Genomic DNA, 15,904 nt, shown 5'->3' with positions numbered 1-15,904 from the left:
TTACCTGTCATGGTATAACCACGTCAGACCCCACGGGAGCTTGGATAGAAAACCACCAGTCAGCCGACTTGGTGTGAACAACGTGTTGGAAGTCTACAACTAGGAGCTAGGAGCTAGGAACTAGGATCTGGGCCCTAGTTCCTAAGAGCCGGATCCAAGCCTCAGGCTTGGAAGCTGGCACGAAAGTGACGCATATTCAGGATCAGCGACTTAGCCAGCGCATTACTCGAACAGGCCGGAGGTGGCGATGGGCCGCATCCAGCGGTGGATGGAGTGGTCGTCGTTATTGGTCGAGACGTAGACGATAACCAGGTCCTTGTCAGGGGAGACGTAGAGCCCCTGGCTCATCATCCCACCTTTCCACATATCGCCATCTTCCCAGAGCAGATCCCACTGGCGAGAGCTGGAGACAAAGGTCGGCGCGTCACCATCTCCCATGATGAAGGAGTAGGTCGGCCCGTTGTCACCGGCCATCAGGAATTCATGGGACTGAACGCCGTCCTGGATCCGCGCCAGGATCTCATCGGTAACCACCTGCTCGGTGGCAATCTTGTTCCAGCTGGGGGTATAGAGCATGCCGAAGCGCGCCATGTCCGCCAACCGACTGGAGATCACACCATGCGCCAGGGCAACGCCATCCGGACTGGTGTGGACCTGCAGCGGGCCTTCTGAACCGATCTTCGACCACACCAGACGGTCAAAGCTCTGCGCCCAACGTTCGCCGGTGACGGCTTCCGCCAGCAGTACCAGCGCCTGGGTGTGCGCCGAGGCATAAACGAACTTCTGGCCCGGCTTAGAGCCGTACTTTGCATCGGCCAGCACATCGATCATCCGCTCAACCTTGCCCTTGTAGGGGCGGTTGAACTCGGCCAGGTAGAGACGATGGGGGTGGGAGTTAGGATCGGCGCGGGTGGCCGCAGTGTCGTCGATGTCGAGGCCGGAGGCCATGTTCAACGTGTGGATGACGGTGACCCCCTCCCAGGCGGTGCCCTTGAACTCCTTGATGTAATCAGACATCGGGGCGTTTTCATCGATCAGCCCCTGGCTTATCAGGATCTCAATCAACAGCGACGCGGTTGGCTTAGCGTTGGACATCCAGACATGATGGTCTGACGGGCGCATCCGGGGATAGGACTCGAACACGATGTTCCCTTTGTGGATCACCATGAACGCCTGGGAGAAGCTGTCGGAGCGGGCGAGAAATTCATTGAGGGTCAGGCTGCCAAAGTTTTCCGTCTCCGCCTTGATTGCGCCGATCTGCGGCATCAGGCGTTCGCCCAGCGCCATCGTCGGAATGCGGCGCGGCACGATCGCAGTGGGCAGGACTTCGGACGTGCGCATGCTCCAGTAGTGGGACTCGTCCCCACCCGCCATCCAGACCGGCAAACTGGCCGCGATGGTGCGCTCCGCCAACTCGATGGGAAAACCTTCGACAAACTCCTCAAGCGGGGTTCGTTCGGCGGCAAGGACTTGGCCTGGTGTCACCAGGGCAGTAGCGAGGCACAGTGACGTCATCAACGAGCGTGTCATTGGGATCTCCTTGTTCAATGACCTAAAAGCGTTTGTGGCAGGAAGCCGATACCGGCCCGACGTGCGCACAGCGGTGTAGGTTGTGTATCACGAGACAGGGGGCGTCATCAGCAAGAGATGTTACGTTTCGATTGCTGCATCACGAAATTAGTCTGCACAGATTATCCCGGATTGGATGTTGAAATATCATTAAATATCAGACGCTTGTGACTTTCATCCCGCCATGAACCTTTACCAATGTCAGCGAGGTATTCGCTCAATGGCGGAAGCCGGAAAGCGCCTTCGCTCATGCCGCTCCAAATGACGCCTGAATCGCTTGTGATTGAGTGTCCATTCAAACGGGTCAACTTCAAGTCCCGCTTGAAATTCTTGTTAGCTCTCGTTTACTAACTTTGCTTCAACTAAAAATTCGTAAAGCCCAGTAGTTACAAAGCTACCATAACTATCCTGAGTGTAACTTTCACCATCATAAACCCGATCTACAACAACAAAATACATTTCATCATTTTTGGTAAGTGGAACCATAAGATTCAAACCTATGGTGTCGTTCTTTGTTTTAATTTTGATATATAGCTTGGTGTTTTTGGGTGGTCTCTTAGCTATTGATGATTGCTCTGCAGTAGTAATAGCATGAATTAATAGTTCTTTTGATTGGGTGGAATTTAATGCTAAATTTGTCACATTAATATACTCTGAATTTATCGCTTCAATTGAGACAATATCTTCAAAAGTTAGATTACTAAATTTAGCTAGCTTATTTGATCCTTCTGAATTATCCCAAAAATAACCAAGCCATCCATAAACAATATAAGCAACAATTAAAACACCTAAAACTTTTCTCAACAGCCAATCCTTAGTTTAGAGAGCTAACGCCCTAATAATGGGCAAAAAATTGTTTGCTAAAATGTTGAGGAACGAAAACAGCAAACTGTTTTTTGTCCTTGTTTATTAGCTTGTTATGTAACGCTACCACGAAACGTGACCTATTGCTTCTTTGTATGATGCCAGCGCTTTATAAAATGCCAGTTTGACTCGTAACTTTTTGACAAACACTTGATAACAAAATACTGGTAGCAGCCAAAAAATTAATAAAGCAGATTGAATGAATAAAAGGACAAATACAAATTCGTTGAATATACCGTCAGCCAGAAAGAAAACTAATACGAAGAAATTTACTACCACAAAAAGCCAAATAGCCCACCTAGCATCTTTAACTAATTGCCGTAACTCTGTCGATTGACTATCAGGTTGCATCACTTTCCCTAGTTACATAACAGTGGTTTTATTGCGCCGGTCGCAAGGCTTTCGGCAACTCACCAGGCGTAATAACACCAGTGAACGTTCGCCCAACATAGCAATCAAGTCTAGCTAAATCAATGTGTTAAAAGACATGTTCGGCTGCTCTCTGGGCGAAACTGCGCATCCGTGCGGTGAAAGTGCGCCAGGTCCACCAGTGACCACTTTCCGCTAAGTTGCAGCTATTGTCGCACCGCCCTCCCCCGGCACCTAAACAGCTGATCCTAAGTATGCTCCACTTTCGTGTAAGCCCAGAAGTCTCAGGCTTTGATCGGGCTCTTAGGAACTAGGGCCCAGCACCTAGCTTCACAGCAATCCCAGCACCAAAGCGTCTCTTTTCATCTTCACGACGGGGACATCCTGCGGCGCAGTGGGTATGCTGGAGGGAAAAGCGTGCGAGGATGCCATGAAGAATCTGAAAGGAGGGCGGGCCTGTTCTCTCGTCGGCCGGAAGCGGGAAAGTCTCATTCGCTATCTCCTCTGTGCAGTAAAGCCATATAAATCGGTCAATGGCGAAGCACCCAACCCTACTCCTATTACCAAATTTCTGAGGGGGGATGCTTGAGGAGTCGGTCCTTCTTCTACAAAACCCTTAACCGTTGGACGTCACAAATGGGGCATATTCAATAAGAGCTTCTTTCACGACATTGGCAACCGCTCGAGGTTTTACATCGCGGAACCCAACAAGCACAAACAAGAGTTAAAAATTGACCTGACTACAACGCGGCCCACTCAAATAAAACAACCACCAAGCTGCTCTCACAAATAAAACAAAGAATCAACATGTCAATCGAAAAGCAGTTGTGACGAAAATCACAACTGAACAATTTGCCATTGCCGCCCACAAGCTCAATTGATAGCCTCCGCGCCATATTTTTGACACCCGCCAGCAAAGTGACAACAAACCCATGAATAAACTCTCTTTAAGTGTCGTCGGCACTTCTCTCGTCCTGGCCCTCACGGGGTGCGATGGAGACACTAGCAGCCCTAAGTACCAAGATGTGAACATCGGCTTCCATATTGATATGGAGTCTATCCCTATGTCACAGGGCGATCAGTTGGTTGACAGCCAAGGCTATGATCATCATTTGGAGACCGATGACTACATCTTGCGGGTTAATGGCGAGGTGTACCGCACCGATATCGCACTCTCCGACACCTTCAGCCTGCGAGTACCTGAAAACGCAACGCTGAGCATCGAACACGAGCGCCATGCTGACGACATGTCCCAAAAGACTGTTGCATCCTTCTCGCTGCAAGGTGAGGAGCAACTGGACTCAGGCTACGAAAACGTAACCATCCTCATGGAGAACGAGGATTACGCCTTTGTCACCATGGAAAAGTCCGAGCACGTTTATAGCACTACCGTAAACGGTGTAGAGCTGTTTGCCGGTGACTCCGGTGAATACGACTACGGCTATGTTACGGCTCGCGGTTCTGTGATGTTGAATGAAACCGCATTTGGGTTGCTCTACACCAACTTCCAAGATAAAGCCGGGATCCATTACAAGTTCAAGCTGAACTCTGCTGAAGGCGGCCTGGAGATCCCTGACATCGAGTGGGGTGAAGAAGAGATTGACTTCGGTGGCGCCGTCCCTGTGAATCCCAACCGTATCCAGGGTTCCGTTGTCGATCTCACCATCGAAAAAGATGGCAGCATTACCGGCATGACCGATGGCAAAGCCGCCAATGTCTCCATCTCAATGGTGGACTCTGCTGGTGACAAGCTTGAGCCAGTAGCACTGAACCAGTACGAACTGAGCTTCGATGTCGACTTCGAAGACACAGACGTTAGCACTTTCGTCAACTTCTACCTGAGAAACGCAGACGGGATTGAATGCCGCGGCGATCTTCATATCACCGGCAACTACGCTGGCCAGGTTGAAGTGTACAACTGTGAAGCAGAGCAAAATGAATGGGTAATGTACGACTCATTCGACAGCTTCCTGGAGCAGTACGGTGATTGGCTGGTGCGCACCGATTTCAATAACGGGAACATCTTCAAGCCCGATTACGCCAACTTCATCTACCGTATGGGTGACTCCAGCTACAGCGGGCGCCACACCTTTACCATCAAAGCATTCAATGCCACCGTCAAACCCGCAGAGGGCGTAGACCCCGCTGTGCGCACTGACTGGATCGTTGGTGCCACCGATGTGACTGTCGATGCCGAAACCGGCGCAGTCACCGCCATGACTAACGGTGCTGCCCCTATCGTTTACCAGGGAGACGTTGAAGCCAAGTCGATCTCTGAATATGAGATGAACTTCGATATCGCGTTCGATGCCGCACCTCACCACATCAACATCTATCTGCTGGATGAAGACGGTGAGAAAGTACGCGCCGACCTGTTCCTGAGCGGTAACAATGCAGGCAAAGTTAGTATCTTCGATAAATCCCAAGGTAAGAATGTCACCTTGGAGAAAGACGCGTTCATGGCTCAATTCGGCCACTATACCGTTCGTACCAACTACATCGAATGGGCAGGCATTCGCCCGCTAAATGGGAACTTCTTCTGGCGCGGTGGCGACTCAAACTACACCGGCACCGGAGATAAATTCACCATCAACGCCTTTACCGCCAAGTAACGGTGGTCAACACGAAATAAGGCCCACTCGCCAGAGTGGGCCTTATTTTTTATAGGTTTCTCTGTCTCAATTACCTTATTTTCCAAAATATTGAACGATAGGGTTTTAAGTCAGCCACTTCGGCCCGGCTCTTTCTAGCAATCAACTCCGAGCATCCAGCACCTAACTTCGCAGCGCTCCCAGAGACAAAGCGTCCCTTTTCGTCGACACGACGGGGACATCCTGCGCCGCAGTGGGTATGCTGGAGGGAAAAGCGTGCGAGGATGCTATGAAGAAGCTGAAAAATGAGAAAGCGCTGCTGAAGAAGGCGTTGGAAGTGGGCCAGGATTACGCCATTAAACGGGGCTACAAACCCTTCAACCCGACGGATTCGGCGGATCAGAAGGTGGAGTGCATCTACCGGCTGCTGATCAACGATAAGCTGCTGGCGCCGCTGCCTGAAGATCAGGAGAACGGCTTGCACATGCGTCAACGCCTGGCCAAGTGGATCGCCGCCAAGCTGCCGGAGGATCACCCCCTGCTGCAGTAACACGGCAGTGCGCCCACCGGGCGCCTTTGTGTCTCCCCCCGCTCCTGTGTCGGCGGGGCTTAGGGCACCGCAACGACCCTAAATAACTGTTCCGAATTGTGCTTCACCCTACCGTTCGCGAGAGCAACCTGATGCAGTGGAGCACAAAGCTCTTAGGAACTAGTTCCTAGTTCCTAAGAGCATGGTTTCGAACACCGAGCGGAAATGACTGCAAGCCGCGATGAAGCCGCCTTGGGTTACCCTTCGCGGGCAATGGTTGCGAAGCGGCCCTGGGTCAGTGCCAACAGGTCCTTGGGAGCCAGTTCAATCTCCAACCCCCGCCGTCCGGCGGAAACAAAGATCGTGGACAGCCCTTCCGCCCCCGCGTCCAGGAACAGGGGCAGACGTTTTTTCTGCCCCAGCGGGCTTATCCCCCCCACCACGTAGCCTGTGGCCTTCTCCGCCGCCACGGGCTGTGCCATCGCCAGTTTCTTTACCCCCCAGGCCTTGGCCAGGGCTTTGAGATCCAGCTTGGTTGAGACCGGCACCACGGCGACGGCGAGTCGCCCCGCCTCGTCACTCACCAGCAAGGTCTTGAAGACCCGGGTCGCGTCCAGCCCCAGTGCCTGTGCCGCCTCCTCTCCGTAGGACTCGGCGGCAGGGTCATGGCGATAGCTGTGCAGGGTGTGGGCGATCTTGGCCCGTTTTGCGGCATTAACGGCGGGGGTCATAGCGGCTCCTTGAAAAGGAAAACCCGGCTCCCTCAGGGCAACCGGGTTCTGAAATCATTCGACAACGGGGGATCAGCGGGCGACGCGGATCACCTCGATCTCCTGGGTCGCCAACTGGTCGGCGAAGGGCTGCGGCAGGCCGTCGTCGGTCACCACACGGTCAAAGGCGTCGTTGGCCAGGGCCAGGAAGGTGCCGGTTTTACCGAACTTGCTGGAGTCACACACCAGGATCACCTCTTTGGAGACCTCCGCCACCTTCTGCTTCACCACCACCTTGTCTTCGCTGGGGCTGGAGATCCCACGGCTGTCCCAGCAGGCGGTCGCGATAAAGGCCACATCGATATTGACCTGGCGCAGGAAAGCTTTGGCCTGCTCACCAACACAGGAGTTGTTGCTGCGTTCGACCTTGCCGCCGGTGTGGTAGATCTCACAGCGGCCATGCTCCGCCAGGAAGGAGGAGATGAAGAAGTCATTGGTGACCAGGAGGATATCGGCGCGATCCACCAGTTGTCGGGCCACCTCCATCATGGTGGAGCCCGCATCCAGGTAAACGGTCGAACGCTCCGGGATCATCTCGGCCACGGCACGGCCCAGCGCCCGCTTCACCTCGATGTTCTGGCTCTTCTTGGTGTTGTGGGTCAGCTCCTCTCGGATCGCCTCGGTACGCTGGACGCCGCCAGCCACGGAAAACACCCGCCCCTTCGCCTCCAGCTTGGCAATATCGCGGCGCACCGTCATATGGGAAACCGCCAGCTTTTCGGTCAGCTCATTGATGGTGCAGATCTCCTGAGCTTCCAGCATCTTCAGGATGATTCGTTGTCGTTCCGCAGGGATCATATTCCTATCCTATCAAGCTCCGGCCCCGGGAAGGTCGGCCATATCTATCAACGCATTAAATTATTCGCGCAATATTATCTCAGCCGGAGGTAACTGAACAGAGTAAGAGGGTGTCCTGAGCCCCAGTTGCGAATTGCGCCACATTCCGCGTCTCCCTATGCTATTTGCCGCCGGCAGAGCCTTAGGTCACTGAGGTACCGGAATTGTGGCCCAGCCCTGAAGCCTCCAGCGTGCACAGTGCCAGCGGGCTCATCGCCACCCCGGAGGCGCCGGTGCCATGCCCTAACTGTATGCCAGTTTTTCCCTTTCCGTCGCCTGTACCCCGTGCAGGGCATCGACCCCGCTTTGATATCCAGCCGATTAGCCGGCGCGGTGGGCTTGGCTAAAACGGACGAACAGGCCCGGCTTTTGTCTGCGCGTCGGCTCCGTTAACCTTAGGGCTCTGATCTTCATACCATACGAGTCGATTGCATGTCCTTTACCCTGTGGCTGTCGCTGGCCGCCATCTGCACCCTGGGGGCGATCAGCCCCGGCCCCTCCCTGGCATTGGTGATCCGCAACACGGTACAGGGGGGCATACGCCAGGGGCTCGCCACCGCCCTCGGGCACGGCGCCGGTATCGCCCTCTACGCCCTGCTGGTGGCGATGGGCCTTGGGGTGTTGATCACACAGCTGCCCTGGCTGTTCGACCTGGTGCGCTATGCCGGTGCCGCCTTCCTGCTCTACCTCGCCTGGCAGGCGATAAAACCCGCCACTAAGGATACCGCCGCGACCGATTCTCGGGATCCCTACCGCCGTTACCAGGGGCTTATCGGGGGATTCCTGGTCGCCTTTCTGAATCCCAAGATTGCCCTCTTTTTCCTGGCCCTGTTCAGCCAGTTTGTCGACAGCGCAGCCACCTGGCAGACCAAGATGGTGATGATGGGCACCGCCGGCGGCATCGACGCCCTCTGGTATTGCCTGGTGGCACTGGGGATCGCCCGTACCCCCCTGATGGGCTGGCTGGGACGAAACCAGCTCTGGTTAGACAGGGGCACGGCGGTGATCCTAAGCCTGGTGGCCATCCGGGTTCTGTGGCCCTGAAGCAAGCCGGTAAAGAGCGCCATCGCCCGGTAAAAGGCCAAACGATGGGATACTGGCTGTAGAAACAAAAAAGCGGGCCACGTCATGGGCCCGCTTTTTCTGTTCGGTAGAGAAACTAGATCCCGTCGCTGAGGAAGTTCTGGTTCATGGTCTCACAGGGTTGGTCAAAGGTGGACTTACCTACCTGCCGGGCGGGGATCCCCACCACGGTCACATGGGGCGCAACCGGGTTTAACACCACGGAGTTGGCGCCGATCCGTGCTCCTTCTCCCACCTCGATGTTGCCCAGCACCTTGGCGCCGGCGCCGATCATCACGCCGCTGCGGATCTTGGGGTGACGGTCCCCCTCTTCATTACCGGTGCCACCGAGGGTCACCGACTGCAGGATGGAGACGTTGTCCTCGATGACAGCGGTCTCCCCCACCACGATGCCGGTAGCGTGGTCAAACATCACCCCCTTGCCGATCTTGGCCGCCGGATGGATATCCACCCCGTACACCTCGGCGTTGCGGCTTTGCAGGAACAGCGCCAGGGCTTCCCGGCCATGGTTCCAGAGGTAGTGGGCCAGTCGATGGACCTGGATGGACTGGAACCCTTTGAGGTAGAGCAGAATGGTTAGCTGCTGCTTGATCGCGGGGTCCCGATGAAACACCGCGTCGATGTCAAACGCGGCGTAATCGATGATGCTGTCGTCGTGGCGATAGGCCTCCTCCAGCAACTCCCTCAGCACCACCGCCGACATCACCTCATCCGCCACCTTGTTGGCCAGGATAAACCCCAGCGCCGAGCCCAGGCTGTTGTGACTCAGGATGCAGGTGTGCACATAGCTGGTCAGCAGGGGTTCGTTTCGGGTGACCACTTCCGCCTCACGGCGTAGCTGTTCCCAGATCCTTTTTTTCATCGGATTTCTCTCTTGTGCGGTTCTTTCAGCGTAGACAGTGTTTCGGGGGCAGGATACGACAAAGCGGCGAAGGGTTCGCCGCTTAACAGGTGGCTTTGCCCGGCGGGATCACACCGCGTGACGGAAACAGACCTTCATGTGGATTGCCACGGCCTTGAGGACCAGAGTTCGGTTGATCATCCCCACCAGGCGACCCTCATCGACCACCGGGTAGATCTTCGGCTTCTGACCCAGCATCGACTCCGCCAGCTCCAGCACGGAATCCTCCGGACTGACCACCAATACATCGGTGCGCATCACCTCACCCACCTTGGCCGTGAGATCACAGTGATAACTGCTTTTGAGCATCAGCGAGAGACAATCCTTCTCTGAGGCAAAGCCAATCAACCGTCCTTCATCATCCACCACCGGGGCGCCGCTCTGCTTCTCTGCCAACAGCGCCTCGACAGCATTGGAGAGCGCCATGTCGGCCTTCAACACTACCGGGTGACGCTCCATATAATCGCGAACTTTTACCGATTCCATCCTTTCCCCTTTTCTACTAATGTTGGGTTGCCTTTAACCATAGCGCGTTTGCCCTGGCTCATCTTCACTGTGAAGACGATTGACCCGGTCGGTTTTTTGTCGCCGGGAGGGTGGCATCACCAAAGAAAACCGCATAGGGATCCTACCTCTTCTTTTTAACAATGTTTTTCATTGGCGGGCAAGGACTAAGGTATTAAAATTAAGTCACTTTCAATTGTTGTTGGGGCCAAGCCTATCCACAATTGAGTCATCGATTCCAGCACGCTTCGGGAACCTACTTTGCCACTACGTCTCGTCATCGTCGCCCTGTCGCTGCTTTGCGCCCCCCTTGGGGCCGCCGAGCCCGAGACCCGGCCCAGTGACGACCCGGCGGTAAGCACACAGCAGGAGGCGACTCCCCCGGAAAGCGCCAAGAAAAGTGGCGGACTGAAGCTCAAACTCGAGGGGGTCAGTGGCGCGGTGGCGGACAACATCCGGGCTCACCTCTCTCCCCTCCCCACGACCCCCAGGGAGCGGGCCAGCTTCCTGTTCAGTTTTGAGGATGATGTTCAAAAGGCGCTGCAATCTCTTGGCTACTATCAGGGCACCCTCGACTACACCCTGGACCAGGGAAAAAAAGACTGGACCTTAAACCTTACCGTATCCGCCGGCGAGCCGGTACGGCTCAGTGAGGTTATCGTCATGGTCACCGGCGAGGCCCGGGATGACCGCGCTTTCCGCCGTGAGTTGGACCGCCTCCCACTGGGCCCCGGCGACCGTCTCCACCACGGGCTTTACGAAGAGATCAAATCCACCCTGGTCTCCCTGGGCCTGGTTCGCGGTTATTTTCAGGGTCAGTTGCAACAAAACCGGCTGGAGGTGGACAGGGACAACAACACGGCCAATCTTATCCTGCTGTACGACAGCGGCCCTCGGTATCGGCTCGGAGAGGTGGATTTCTGGGCCTCGGAGCTGGAACCGGATCTGCTTGAAAAGATGGTTCCCTTCGAACCCGGAACCCCCTACGACAGCGACCAGATCGCCGAGCTCACCAACGGCCTGCTTGGCTCCGGCTACTTTCGAACCGTGAAGGTGCTGCCGCACCCGGATGAGGCCGTGGATGGGCTGGTGCCGGTGGAAGTCGGGATCACGCCGCCCCCCCGTCACTCCTTCGAGGTGGGCGTCGGCTACGCCACCGATACCCAAGGGCGGATCTCGCTGGTCTGGCGCACTCCGGTGGTCAACCGGTACGGCCACAGCCAGGAAACCAAGGCGGAGATCGCCCAGATCAATCCCAAGCTCGGATTCGAGTACATCATCCCCCTGAGACACCCAATCAAAGACCAGCTGCAGTTTCGTGCCAGTGTGGGCAAAGAGGAGTTCGGGGATATCGACAGTACCCAGTACCAAACCTCCATCGGCCGTAAAACCACCACCCGAAATGGCTGGATCCGCACCGCTTTCATCCGCTACCTGCGGGAGACCTGGGAGCAGGCAGAACTCTCGCCTCAGGCGTCCTATGTGCTGCCTGGCGTCACCTTTTCCAAAACACGGCGCTCAGGCCCCCAGCTGGATCCCAGTCGCGGTTTTCGCCAACAGTACCGTTTCGAGTTCGGTGATCCCACTCTGCTTTCGGAGCAGCGGATTGTCCGACTGCGAGCCCAGTACCGGATGGTCAACTCGCCTCGTCCGCGCCACCGTATCAGCTCGCGACTGGACTTGGGCCTGAACATGATCAACGACGATGACCTGCTGGAACTGGCGCCTTCGTTGCGCTTCTTCGCCGGTGGGGACCAGTCGATCCGGGGCTTCGCGTACCAGACCCTGGGGCCCAAGGTCGACATAGCAAACGACGACGGCAGCATCTCCACCATCAACGTCGGTGGGCGCTACCTGATGGTGGGCAGCGTCGAATACCAGTACTACGTGACCAACAGCTGGCGCGTTGCCGCTTTTGTCGACAGTGGTAACGCCTTTGACGTGTACGACTCGGAAGCCTTTGAGATCATCACCTCAGTGGGCGCCGGCGTGCACTGGATCTCCCCCATCGGCCCGGTGCGTATCGACGTCGGCTACGGGATGAGCGAGGATAATCCCCCCTGGCGCCTGCACATCACCATCGGAGCGGAACTATGAGCTGGCAGCCCAAGATACATCGTCTGCTGATGGGACTGGGGGTGGTTCCCCTGGCTCTGCTGGTCATCCTGGCCCTGCTGCTTGGCACGCCTATCGGCACGCGGTTCGCCCTGTTTTGTGCCGATCGCCTGCTGCCGATGGTCAGCATCGAGTACCGGGATGGCACCCTGAACCGAGGTGTATCCCTGACGCACTTTGGTCTGCGCCTCGATGGCGTTGAGGTTGAGGTTGACGACGTGCAGGCGAAGTGGCGCCTCAGCTGCCTGCTCAAGCGTGAGCTCTGCGCCGAGTCTGTCTATGCCGGCGCCGTGAGCGTCCAGGTCGATCTGGCAACAGAGTCGCAGCCTGAAGAGGAGGAAGCTAAGCCGGTGCCAGGTGTCTACAGTGGCATCGGCCTGCCTATTGCCATCGCGGTTGCGCAGGCTGACCTCAACCGTATCGATGTGCGGGTGGATGACATGTCCTATCGTGCCCACCGGATCAGGGGGCAAGTGTTGCTGGAGGACACCCTGCTGGCCCTGCGCCGGGTCCAGCTGGAGCAGGCCGAGATCCTGATCCCCTTGGGCGGTGACGAGGCGCAGGTGGCAAAAACGGATGACGCCGAAACGGGGGCCAGACCGCAGGAGGAGGACAGCGACTGGCCACTGGCGCAGCTGCCGGAGGTCATCCTGCCCTTTGAGCTACAACTCAACGACGTTGCCATCATCGACAGCCAGCTGCTTTTGGCAGATCAAGAGCACAAGGTCACCACCCTGCGCGCCCGGGGTGCCTGGAAGCATACCCGACTGGCCCTGGACGACCTCATCCTCAAGCACAACTGGGCGGACCTTGCCGGCCGTTTCAGCATGGACTTTCGTGAGGACTACCCCATGAACGCCCTGCTGAGCGGTGAGATCCACCAGCTACCCTGGCTACCAGAGTTACAGGCGCAACCCTTGAGTGTTCGGGCCCACGGCGGCTTTCGCCGGCTGAACCTGCTGGTTGAGACCAAGGAGAACCAGGTTGCCCAGCTGCAGGGGTGGCTCAACCTGGCCCAGCCCGATCTGCCCTACCAGCTACAGCTGCAGGCAGAGCGACTGAGCTGGCCCCTGAGCGGCGAGCCCGACTACCTGGCCCACCGGGTTAAGCTGCGCAGCGAAGGGAACCTCGACGACCAGCGCTTTGCCCTCAGTGGCGAGGTGCAGGATCAGCAGCACCCGCCGCTTGAGCTGATGCTCCTCGGTCAGCACGACGCGGGCTTGCTGCAGATCCACCACGCCACTGTCCAGAGTGAGCTTGGCCAGGCCTTGCTCCAGGGCAGCCTGGATTACCGCGACGGCCTGCGTTGGCAGGCAACCCTGTTCACCGAGCAGCTCGATCTCTCCCAACTCCTGCCCGAGTTGGATCTGAAGCTCGATGGTCAGCTCATCAGCCAAGGGTTCTTTACAACGGAGGATTGGCAGATCGCGGTCAGCAATACGGATCTTCGCGGTCAACTGATGGGCTACCCGCTGGCGATACGCGGCGCCGCCAGCTTCAACGCCCAGTGGCAGGGTTTTGCCCGGGATCTCTTCATCACCTTGAACGGCACCGAGCTGACGATGGATGGCGGCGTCAACCAGGGTCAGTGGCAGATGGAGGGTCAACTGCGTGCCGAGCAGCTCTCCCGCTGGCTGCCGGAACTGACCGGGAACGCGGACTTCGAACTGGCCATCGACGGCCCGGCAGATAACCCCGCTATCCAACTCCGGGGGCAAGCGGAGCAGCTGTACTATCAGGCACTGTCACTGCCCCGGGCCCGCTTAAATGCCGGCTACCAGCCGCTGGACAACCACGCCTACCGGCTCGACCTGGAGACCGAGACCCTTAGGCAGGCCAATGAGTCCCTGGGGCAGCTGCAATTTTCCAGCACAGGATCACTCTCTGACCAATCCGCCAAGCTGTCGGTCGCGGGCCCCTACCCCATTGAGCTCGCCCTGTCCGGCTCCTTGGATCAGGCGTCCCAGCGCTGGCAGGGGCGTTGGCAACGGGGCGCCTTCCTCTGGCCTCAATGGCCCTGGGAGATGGTGGACGAGGCGGACCTTCTCGTGGATCTCGCCGCCGGCACCTTGACCCTGGGGGCCCACTGTTGGCGCGCTCGTGGTACCGAGCTCTGCTTTGATGACCCCGCGCTGCTCGGCCAACAGGGCGCCCTGGCGGCTCGCCTGAACGCCCAGACTGCCCAGCTACTGGAGCCCTGGCTACCGGATCGGATGCAATCAACCTCCCGAATCGAAGGCAACCTCTACCTGAACTGGCAGCCGGGACAGCTACCCAGGCTGACACTGGCCCTCACCGATCGGGATGGCGAAGTGCTGCTCAGTGGCGGCGATGGGCTGGCCCCCACCCGGCTGACCTGGCGCAAAGTCGAAGCGCGCCTGAACCTGACCCCGGAGGGGGTTCACCTCGATGCCGCTGTCGACGTCAATGACGAGGAGGACCTGACTCTCAACCTTAACGCCGGTACCAGCTCCCCCTACGCGCTGGAGGGGGAGCTGGTGGCCCGACAACTGGACCTGGGACCCTACCTGGCATGGTTTGACTTTCTCAACGTGGCACAGGGCCACCTGGCCAGTGACCTTGTGATTTCCGGGGATCTGGAGAACCCGGAAGTGACAGGAAGACTGGCCCTGACCGAAGGGAGGTTTCAGGCTTTGGGTAACCCAACCGAGGTAAGCGAACTGACCGTCGATGTCGCTTTTGAGGCGATGCAGGGTCGGCTCAACGGCGACTTCATGGCGGGCCAGGGTACGGGCCAACTTAAGGGGGAAATTGACTGGCGGCAAGGGTTTCGCAGCAATTTGCGGTTGAGCGGCAGCGGCCTGGAGCTTTACTACCCCCCCATGGTCACCATCACGGCGGCACCGGACCTGAACCTGGCCCTCGATCAGGACCGCATCTCGATCAAGGGAGAGGTGGCCCTGAGCGATGGGGGGGTCACCATCGATTCTCTGCCTGAGAACGCCGTCCAGGTCAGTGACGATGTGATCTTTATCGACAGTCAGGCCGAAGAGGCGCCCATCACCAGTACCAATACGGAACTGGCGATTCGGATCCTGCTCGGGGACAACATCGCCATCAACGCCCTCGGCATGACGGGGCAGCTTGCCGGCGATCTCACCCTTCGTCAGAGCCGTGGACAACCGCCACAGATGTTCGGGGATGTGCTGCTCAGGGAGGGGCGGTTCGAGGCCTTTGGCCAGAAGCTTCGGGTAGACCGGGGACAGGTCAGCTTTAACGGGCCCACCACCCTACCCAACCTGGATGTGGAAGCCACCCGGGAGATCGAACAGGATGACGTCACCGTGGGTGTCCGCATCACCGGTACCCCAAACACACCAAAGCTGTCGCTCTTCTCCACCCCCGCCATGGAGCAGCAGGAGATCCTCTCCTACCTCACCCGGGGCCAGGGCCTCAGCAGTGATGGCAGCGCTAACAGCGGTAGCAGCGCCCTGCTCACCTCTGCGGCCCTGAGTCTCGGGGTCGGCACCACCGGCGGCGTGGTCAGCACCATCGGCGAGGGACTGGGATTGCGCGATCTCGCCCTGGATACCGAGGGGGCCGGCGACGATACCCAGGTCACCATCAGCGGTTATGTGGGTTCCCGGATGTACTTTAAGTACGGCGTGGGGGTATTCGATGCGGTTAACGAGTTAACCCTGCGCTACCAGCTGATGCAGCGGCTGTGGCTTGAGGCGGTCAACGAGATCTCCGATGCGGCGCAGCAGTCACTGGATATCTACTACTCCTTCGATATCGACTGAATCAGGGG

The 15,904-nt window shown here is 57.5% G+C and carries 12 protein-coding genes; 5 read left to right on the top strand and 7 right to left on the bottom strand.

The window, feature by feature from the left end; translation table 11 throughout:
* Positions 1-222 precede the first annotated feature (222 nt).
* The 3 genes from ABD997_RS14950 to ABD997_RS14940 form a co-directional block, all read right to left on the bottom strand.
* On the bottom strand, positions 223-1,530 hold the full coding sequence (locus ABD997_RS14950; protein WP_345317921.1) for a serine hydrolase domain-containing protein: 1,308 nt from the start codon (positions 1,528-1,530) through the stop codon (positions 223-225).
* A gap of 372 nt (positions 1,531-1,902) precedes the next feature.
* On the bottom strand, positions 1,903-2,373 hold the full coding sequence (locus ABD997_RS14945) for a hypothetical protein (protein ID WP_345317920.1): 471 nt from the start codon (positions 2,371-2,373) through the stop codon (positions 1,903-1,905).
* Between the two features lie 123 nt (positions 2,374-2,496).
* Positions 2,497-2,784 carry a hypothetical protein gene (locus ABD997_RS14940; protein WP_345317919.1) on the bottom strand — a complete coding sequence of 96 codons (288 nt, stop codon included), beginning with the start codon at positions 2,782-2,784 and terminating at the stop codon, positions 2,497-2,499.
* A 1,082-nt stretch (positions 2,785-3,866) separates the two neighbouring features.
* Between ABD997_RS14940 and ABD997_RS14935 the strand changes: the two genes are divergently transcribed.
* Both ABD997_RS14935 and ABD997_RS14930 read left to right on the top strand, forming a co-directional pair.
* Positions 3,867-5,414 (top strand): hypothetical protein, encoded by a 1,548-nt coding sequence (locus tag ABD997_RS14935; protein ID WP_345317918.1) that lies wholly within the window; start codon positions 3,867-3,869, stop codon positions 5,412-5,414.
* Between the two features lie 268 nt (positions 5,415-5,682).
* Positions 5,683-5,943: a DUF5062 family protein gene (locus ABD997_RS14930; RefSeq protein ID WP_345317917.1), complete on the top strand. Its 261-nt coding sequence runs from the start codon at positions 5,683-5,685 to the stop codon at positions 5,941-5,943.
* A 236-nt stretch (positions 5,944-6,179) separates the two neighbouring features.
* Here the strand turns inward: ABD997_RS14930 and ybaK are convergent, their stop codons facing one another.
* Together ybaK and ABD997_RS14920 are read right to left on the bottom strand one after the other, a co-directional pair.
* Positions 6,180-6,653 carry a Cys-tRNA(Pro) deacylase gene (gene ybaK / locus ABD997_RS14925; protein ID WP_345317916.1) on the bottom strand — a complete coding sequence of 158 codons (474 nt, stop codon included), beginning with the start codon at positions 6,651-6,653 and terminating at the stop codon, positions 6,180-6,182.
* A gap of 72 nt (positions 6,654-6,725) precedes the next feature.
* Complete coding sequence (locus ABD997_RS14920; protein WP_345317915.1) at positions 6,726-7,490, bottom strand: DeoR family transcriptional regulator; 765 nt, start codon at positions 7,488-7,490, stop codon at positions 6,726-6,728.
* Between the two features lie 471 nt (positions 7,491-7,961).
* Between ABD997_RS14920 and ABD997_RS14915 the strand changes: the two genes are divergently transcribed.
* Positions 7,962-8,573, top strand: coding sequence for a LysE family translocator (locus ABD997_RS14915; protein WP_345317914.1), 612 nt, complete (start codon positions 7,962-7,964; stop codon positions 8,571-8,573).
* Between the two features lie 115 nt (positions 8,574-8,688).
* On the opposite strand, the gene cysE is transcribed toward ABD997_RS14915, so the two are convergent.
* On the bottom strand, positions 8,689-9,474 hold the full coding sequence (gene cysE, locus ABD997_RS14910) for a serine O-acetyltransferase (protein ID WP_345317913.1): 786 nt from the start codon (positions 9,472-9,474) through the stop codon (positions 8,689-8,691).
* Between the two features lie 108 nt (positions 9,475-9,582).
* The gene (locus ABD997_RS14905; protein WP_345317912.1) at positions 9,583-9,999 is read right to left on the bottom strand and encodes a CBS domain-containing protein; all 417 of its coding nucleotides are present in this window, start codon (positions 9,997-9,999) and stop codon (positions 9,583-9,585) included.
* A 279-nt stretch (positions 10,000-10,278) separates the two neighbouring features.
* Here ABD997_RS14905 and ABD997_RS14900 point away from each other — a divergent pair, with 279 nt between their 5' ends.
* Together ABD997_RS14900 and tamB are read left to right on the top strand one after the other, a co-directional pair.
* Positions 10,279-12,114, top strand: coding sequence for an autotransporter assembly complex protein TamA (locus ABD997_RS14900; RefSeq protein WP_345317911.1), 1,836 nt, complete (start codon positions 10,279-10,281; stop codon positions 12,112-12,114).
* A complete protein-coding gene (tamB, locus tag ABD997_RS14895; protein WP_345317910.1) occupies positions 12,111-15,896 on the top strand; it encodes an autotransporter assembly complex protein TamB in 3,786 nt (1,261 codons plus the stop codon). Before ABD997_RS14900 ends, tamB begins: the two co-directional genes overlap by 4 nt.
* The last annotated feature ends 8 nt before the right edge of the window (positions 15,897-15,904 follow it).

This window comes from Ferrimonas gelatinilytica (assembly GCF_039544205.1).
Classification (GTDB): Bacteria; Pseudomonadota; Gammaproteobacteria; order Enterobacterales; family Shewanellaceae; genus Ferrimonas; species Ferrimonas gelatinilytica.
The sequence above is the reverse complement of the archived record's forward strand: the minus strand, read 5'-3'. Positions and strand labels throughout refer to the sequence as shown.

Excerpts from the sequence above, each read along its gene's own strand:
- ybaK (WP_345317916.1), bottom strand. The coding sequence starts at position 6,653 with ATGACCCCCGCCGTTAATGCCGCAAAACGGGCCAAGATCGCCCACACC.
- ABD997_RS14935 (WP_345317918.1), top strand. The coding sequence starts at position 3,867 with ATGTCACAGGGCGATCAGTTGGTTGACAGCCAAGGCTATGATCATCAT.
- ABD997_RS14915 (WP_345317914.1), top strand. The coding sequence starts at position 7,962 with ATGTCCTTTACCCTGTGGCTGTCGCTGGCCGCCATCTGCACCCTGGGG.
- tamB (WP_345317910.1), top strand. The coding sequence starts at position 12,111 with ATGAGCTGGCAGCCCAAGATACATCGTCTGCTGATGGGACTGGGGGTG.
- ABD997_RS14920 (WP_345317915.1), bottom strand. The coding sequence starts at position 7,490 with ATGATCCCTGCGGAACGACAACGAATCATCCTGAAGATGCTGGAAGCT.
- ABD997_RS14905 (WP_345317912.1), bottom strand. The coding sequence starts at position 9,999 with ATGGAATCGGTAAAAGTTCGCGATTATATGGAGCGTCACCCGGTAGTG.
- ABD997_RS14940 (WP_345317919.1), bottom strand. The coding sequence starts at position 2,784 with ATGCAACCTGATAGTCAATCGACAGAGTTACGGCAATTAGTTAAAGAT.
- ABD997_RS14930 (WP_345317917.1), top strand. The coding sequence starts at position 5,683 with ATGAAGAAGCTGAAAAATGAGAAAGCGCTGCTGAAGAAGGCGTTGGAA.
- cysE (WP_345317913.1), bottom strand. The coding sequence starts at position 9,474 with ATGAAAAAAAGGATCTGGGAACAGCTACGCCGTGAGGCGGAAGTGGTC.
- ABD997_RS14950 (WP_345317921.1), bottom strand. The coding sequence starts at position 1,530 with ATGACACGCTCGTTGATGACGTCACTGTGCCTCGCTACTGCCCTGGTG.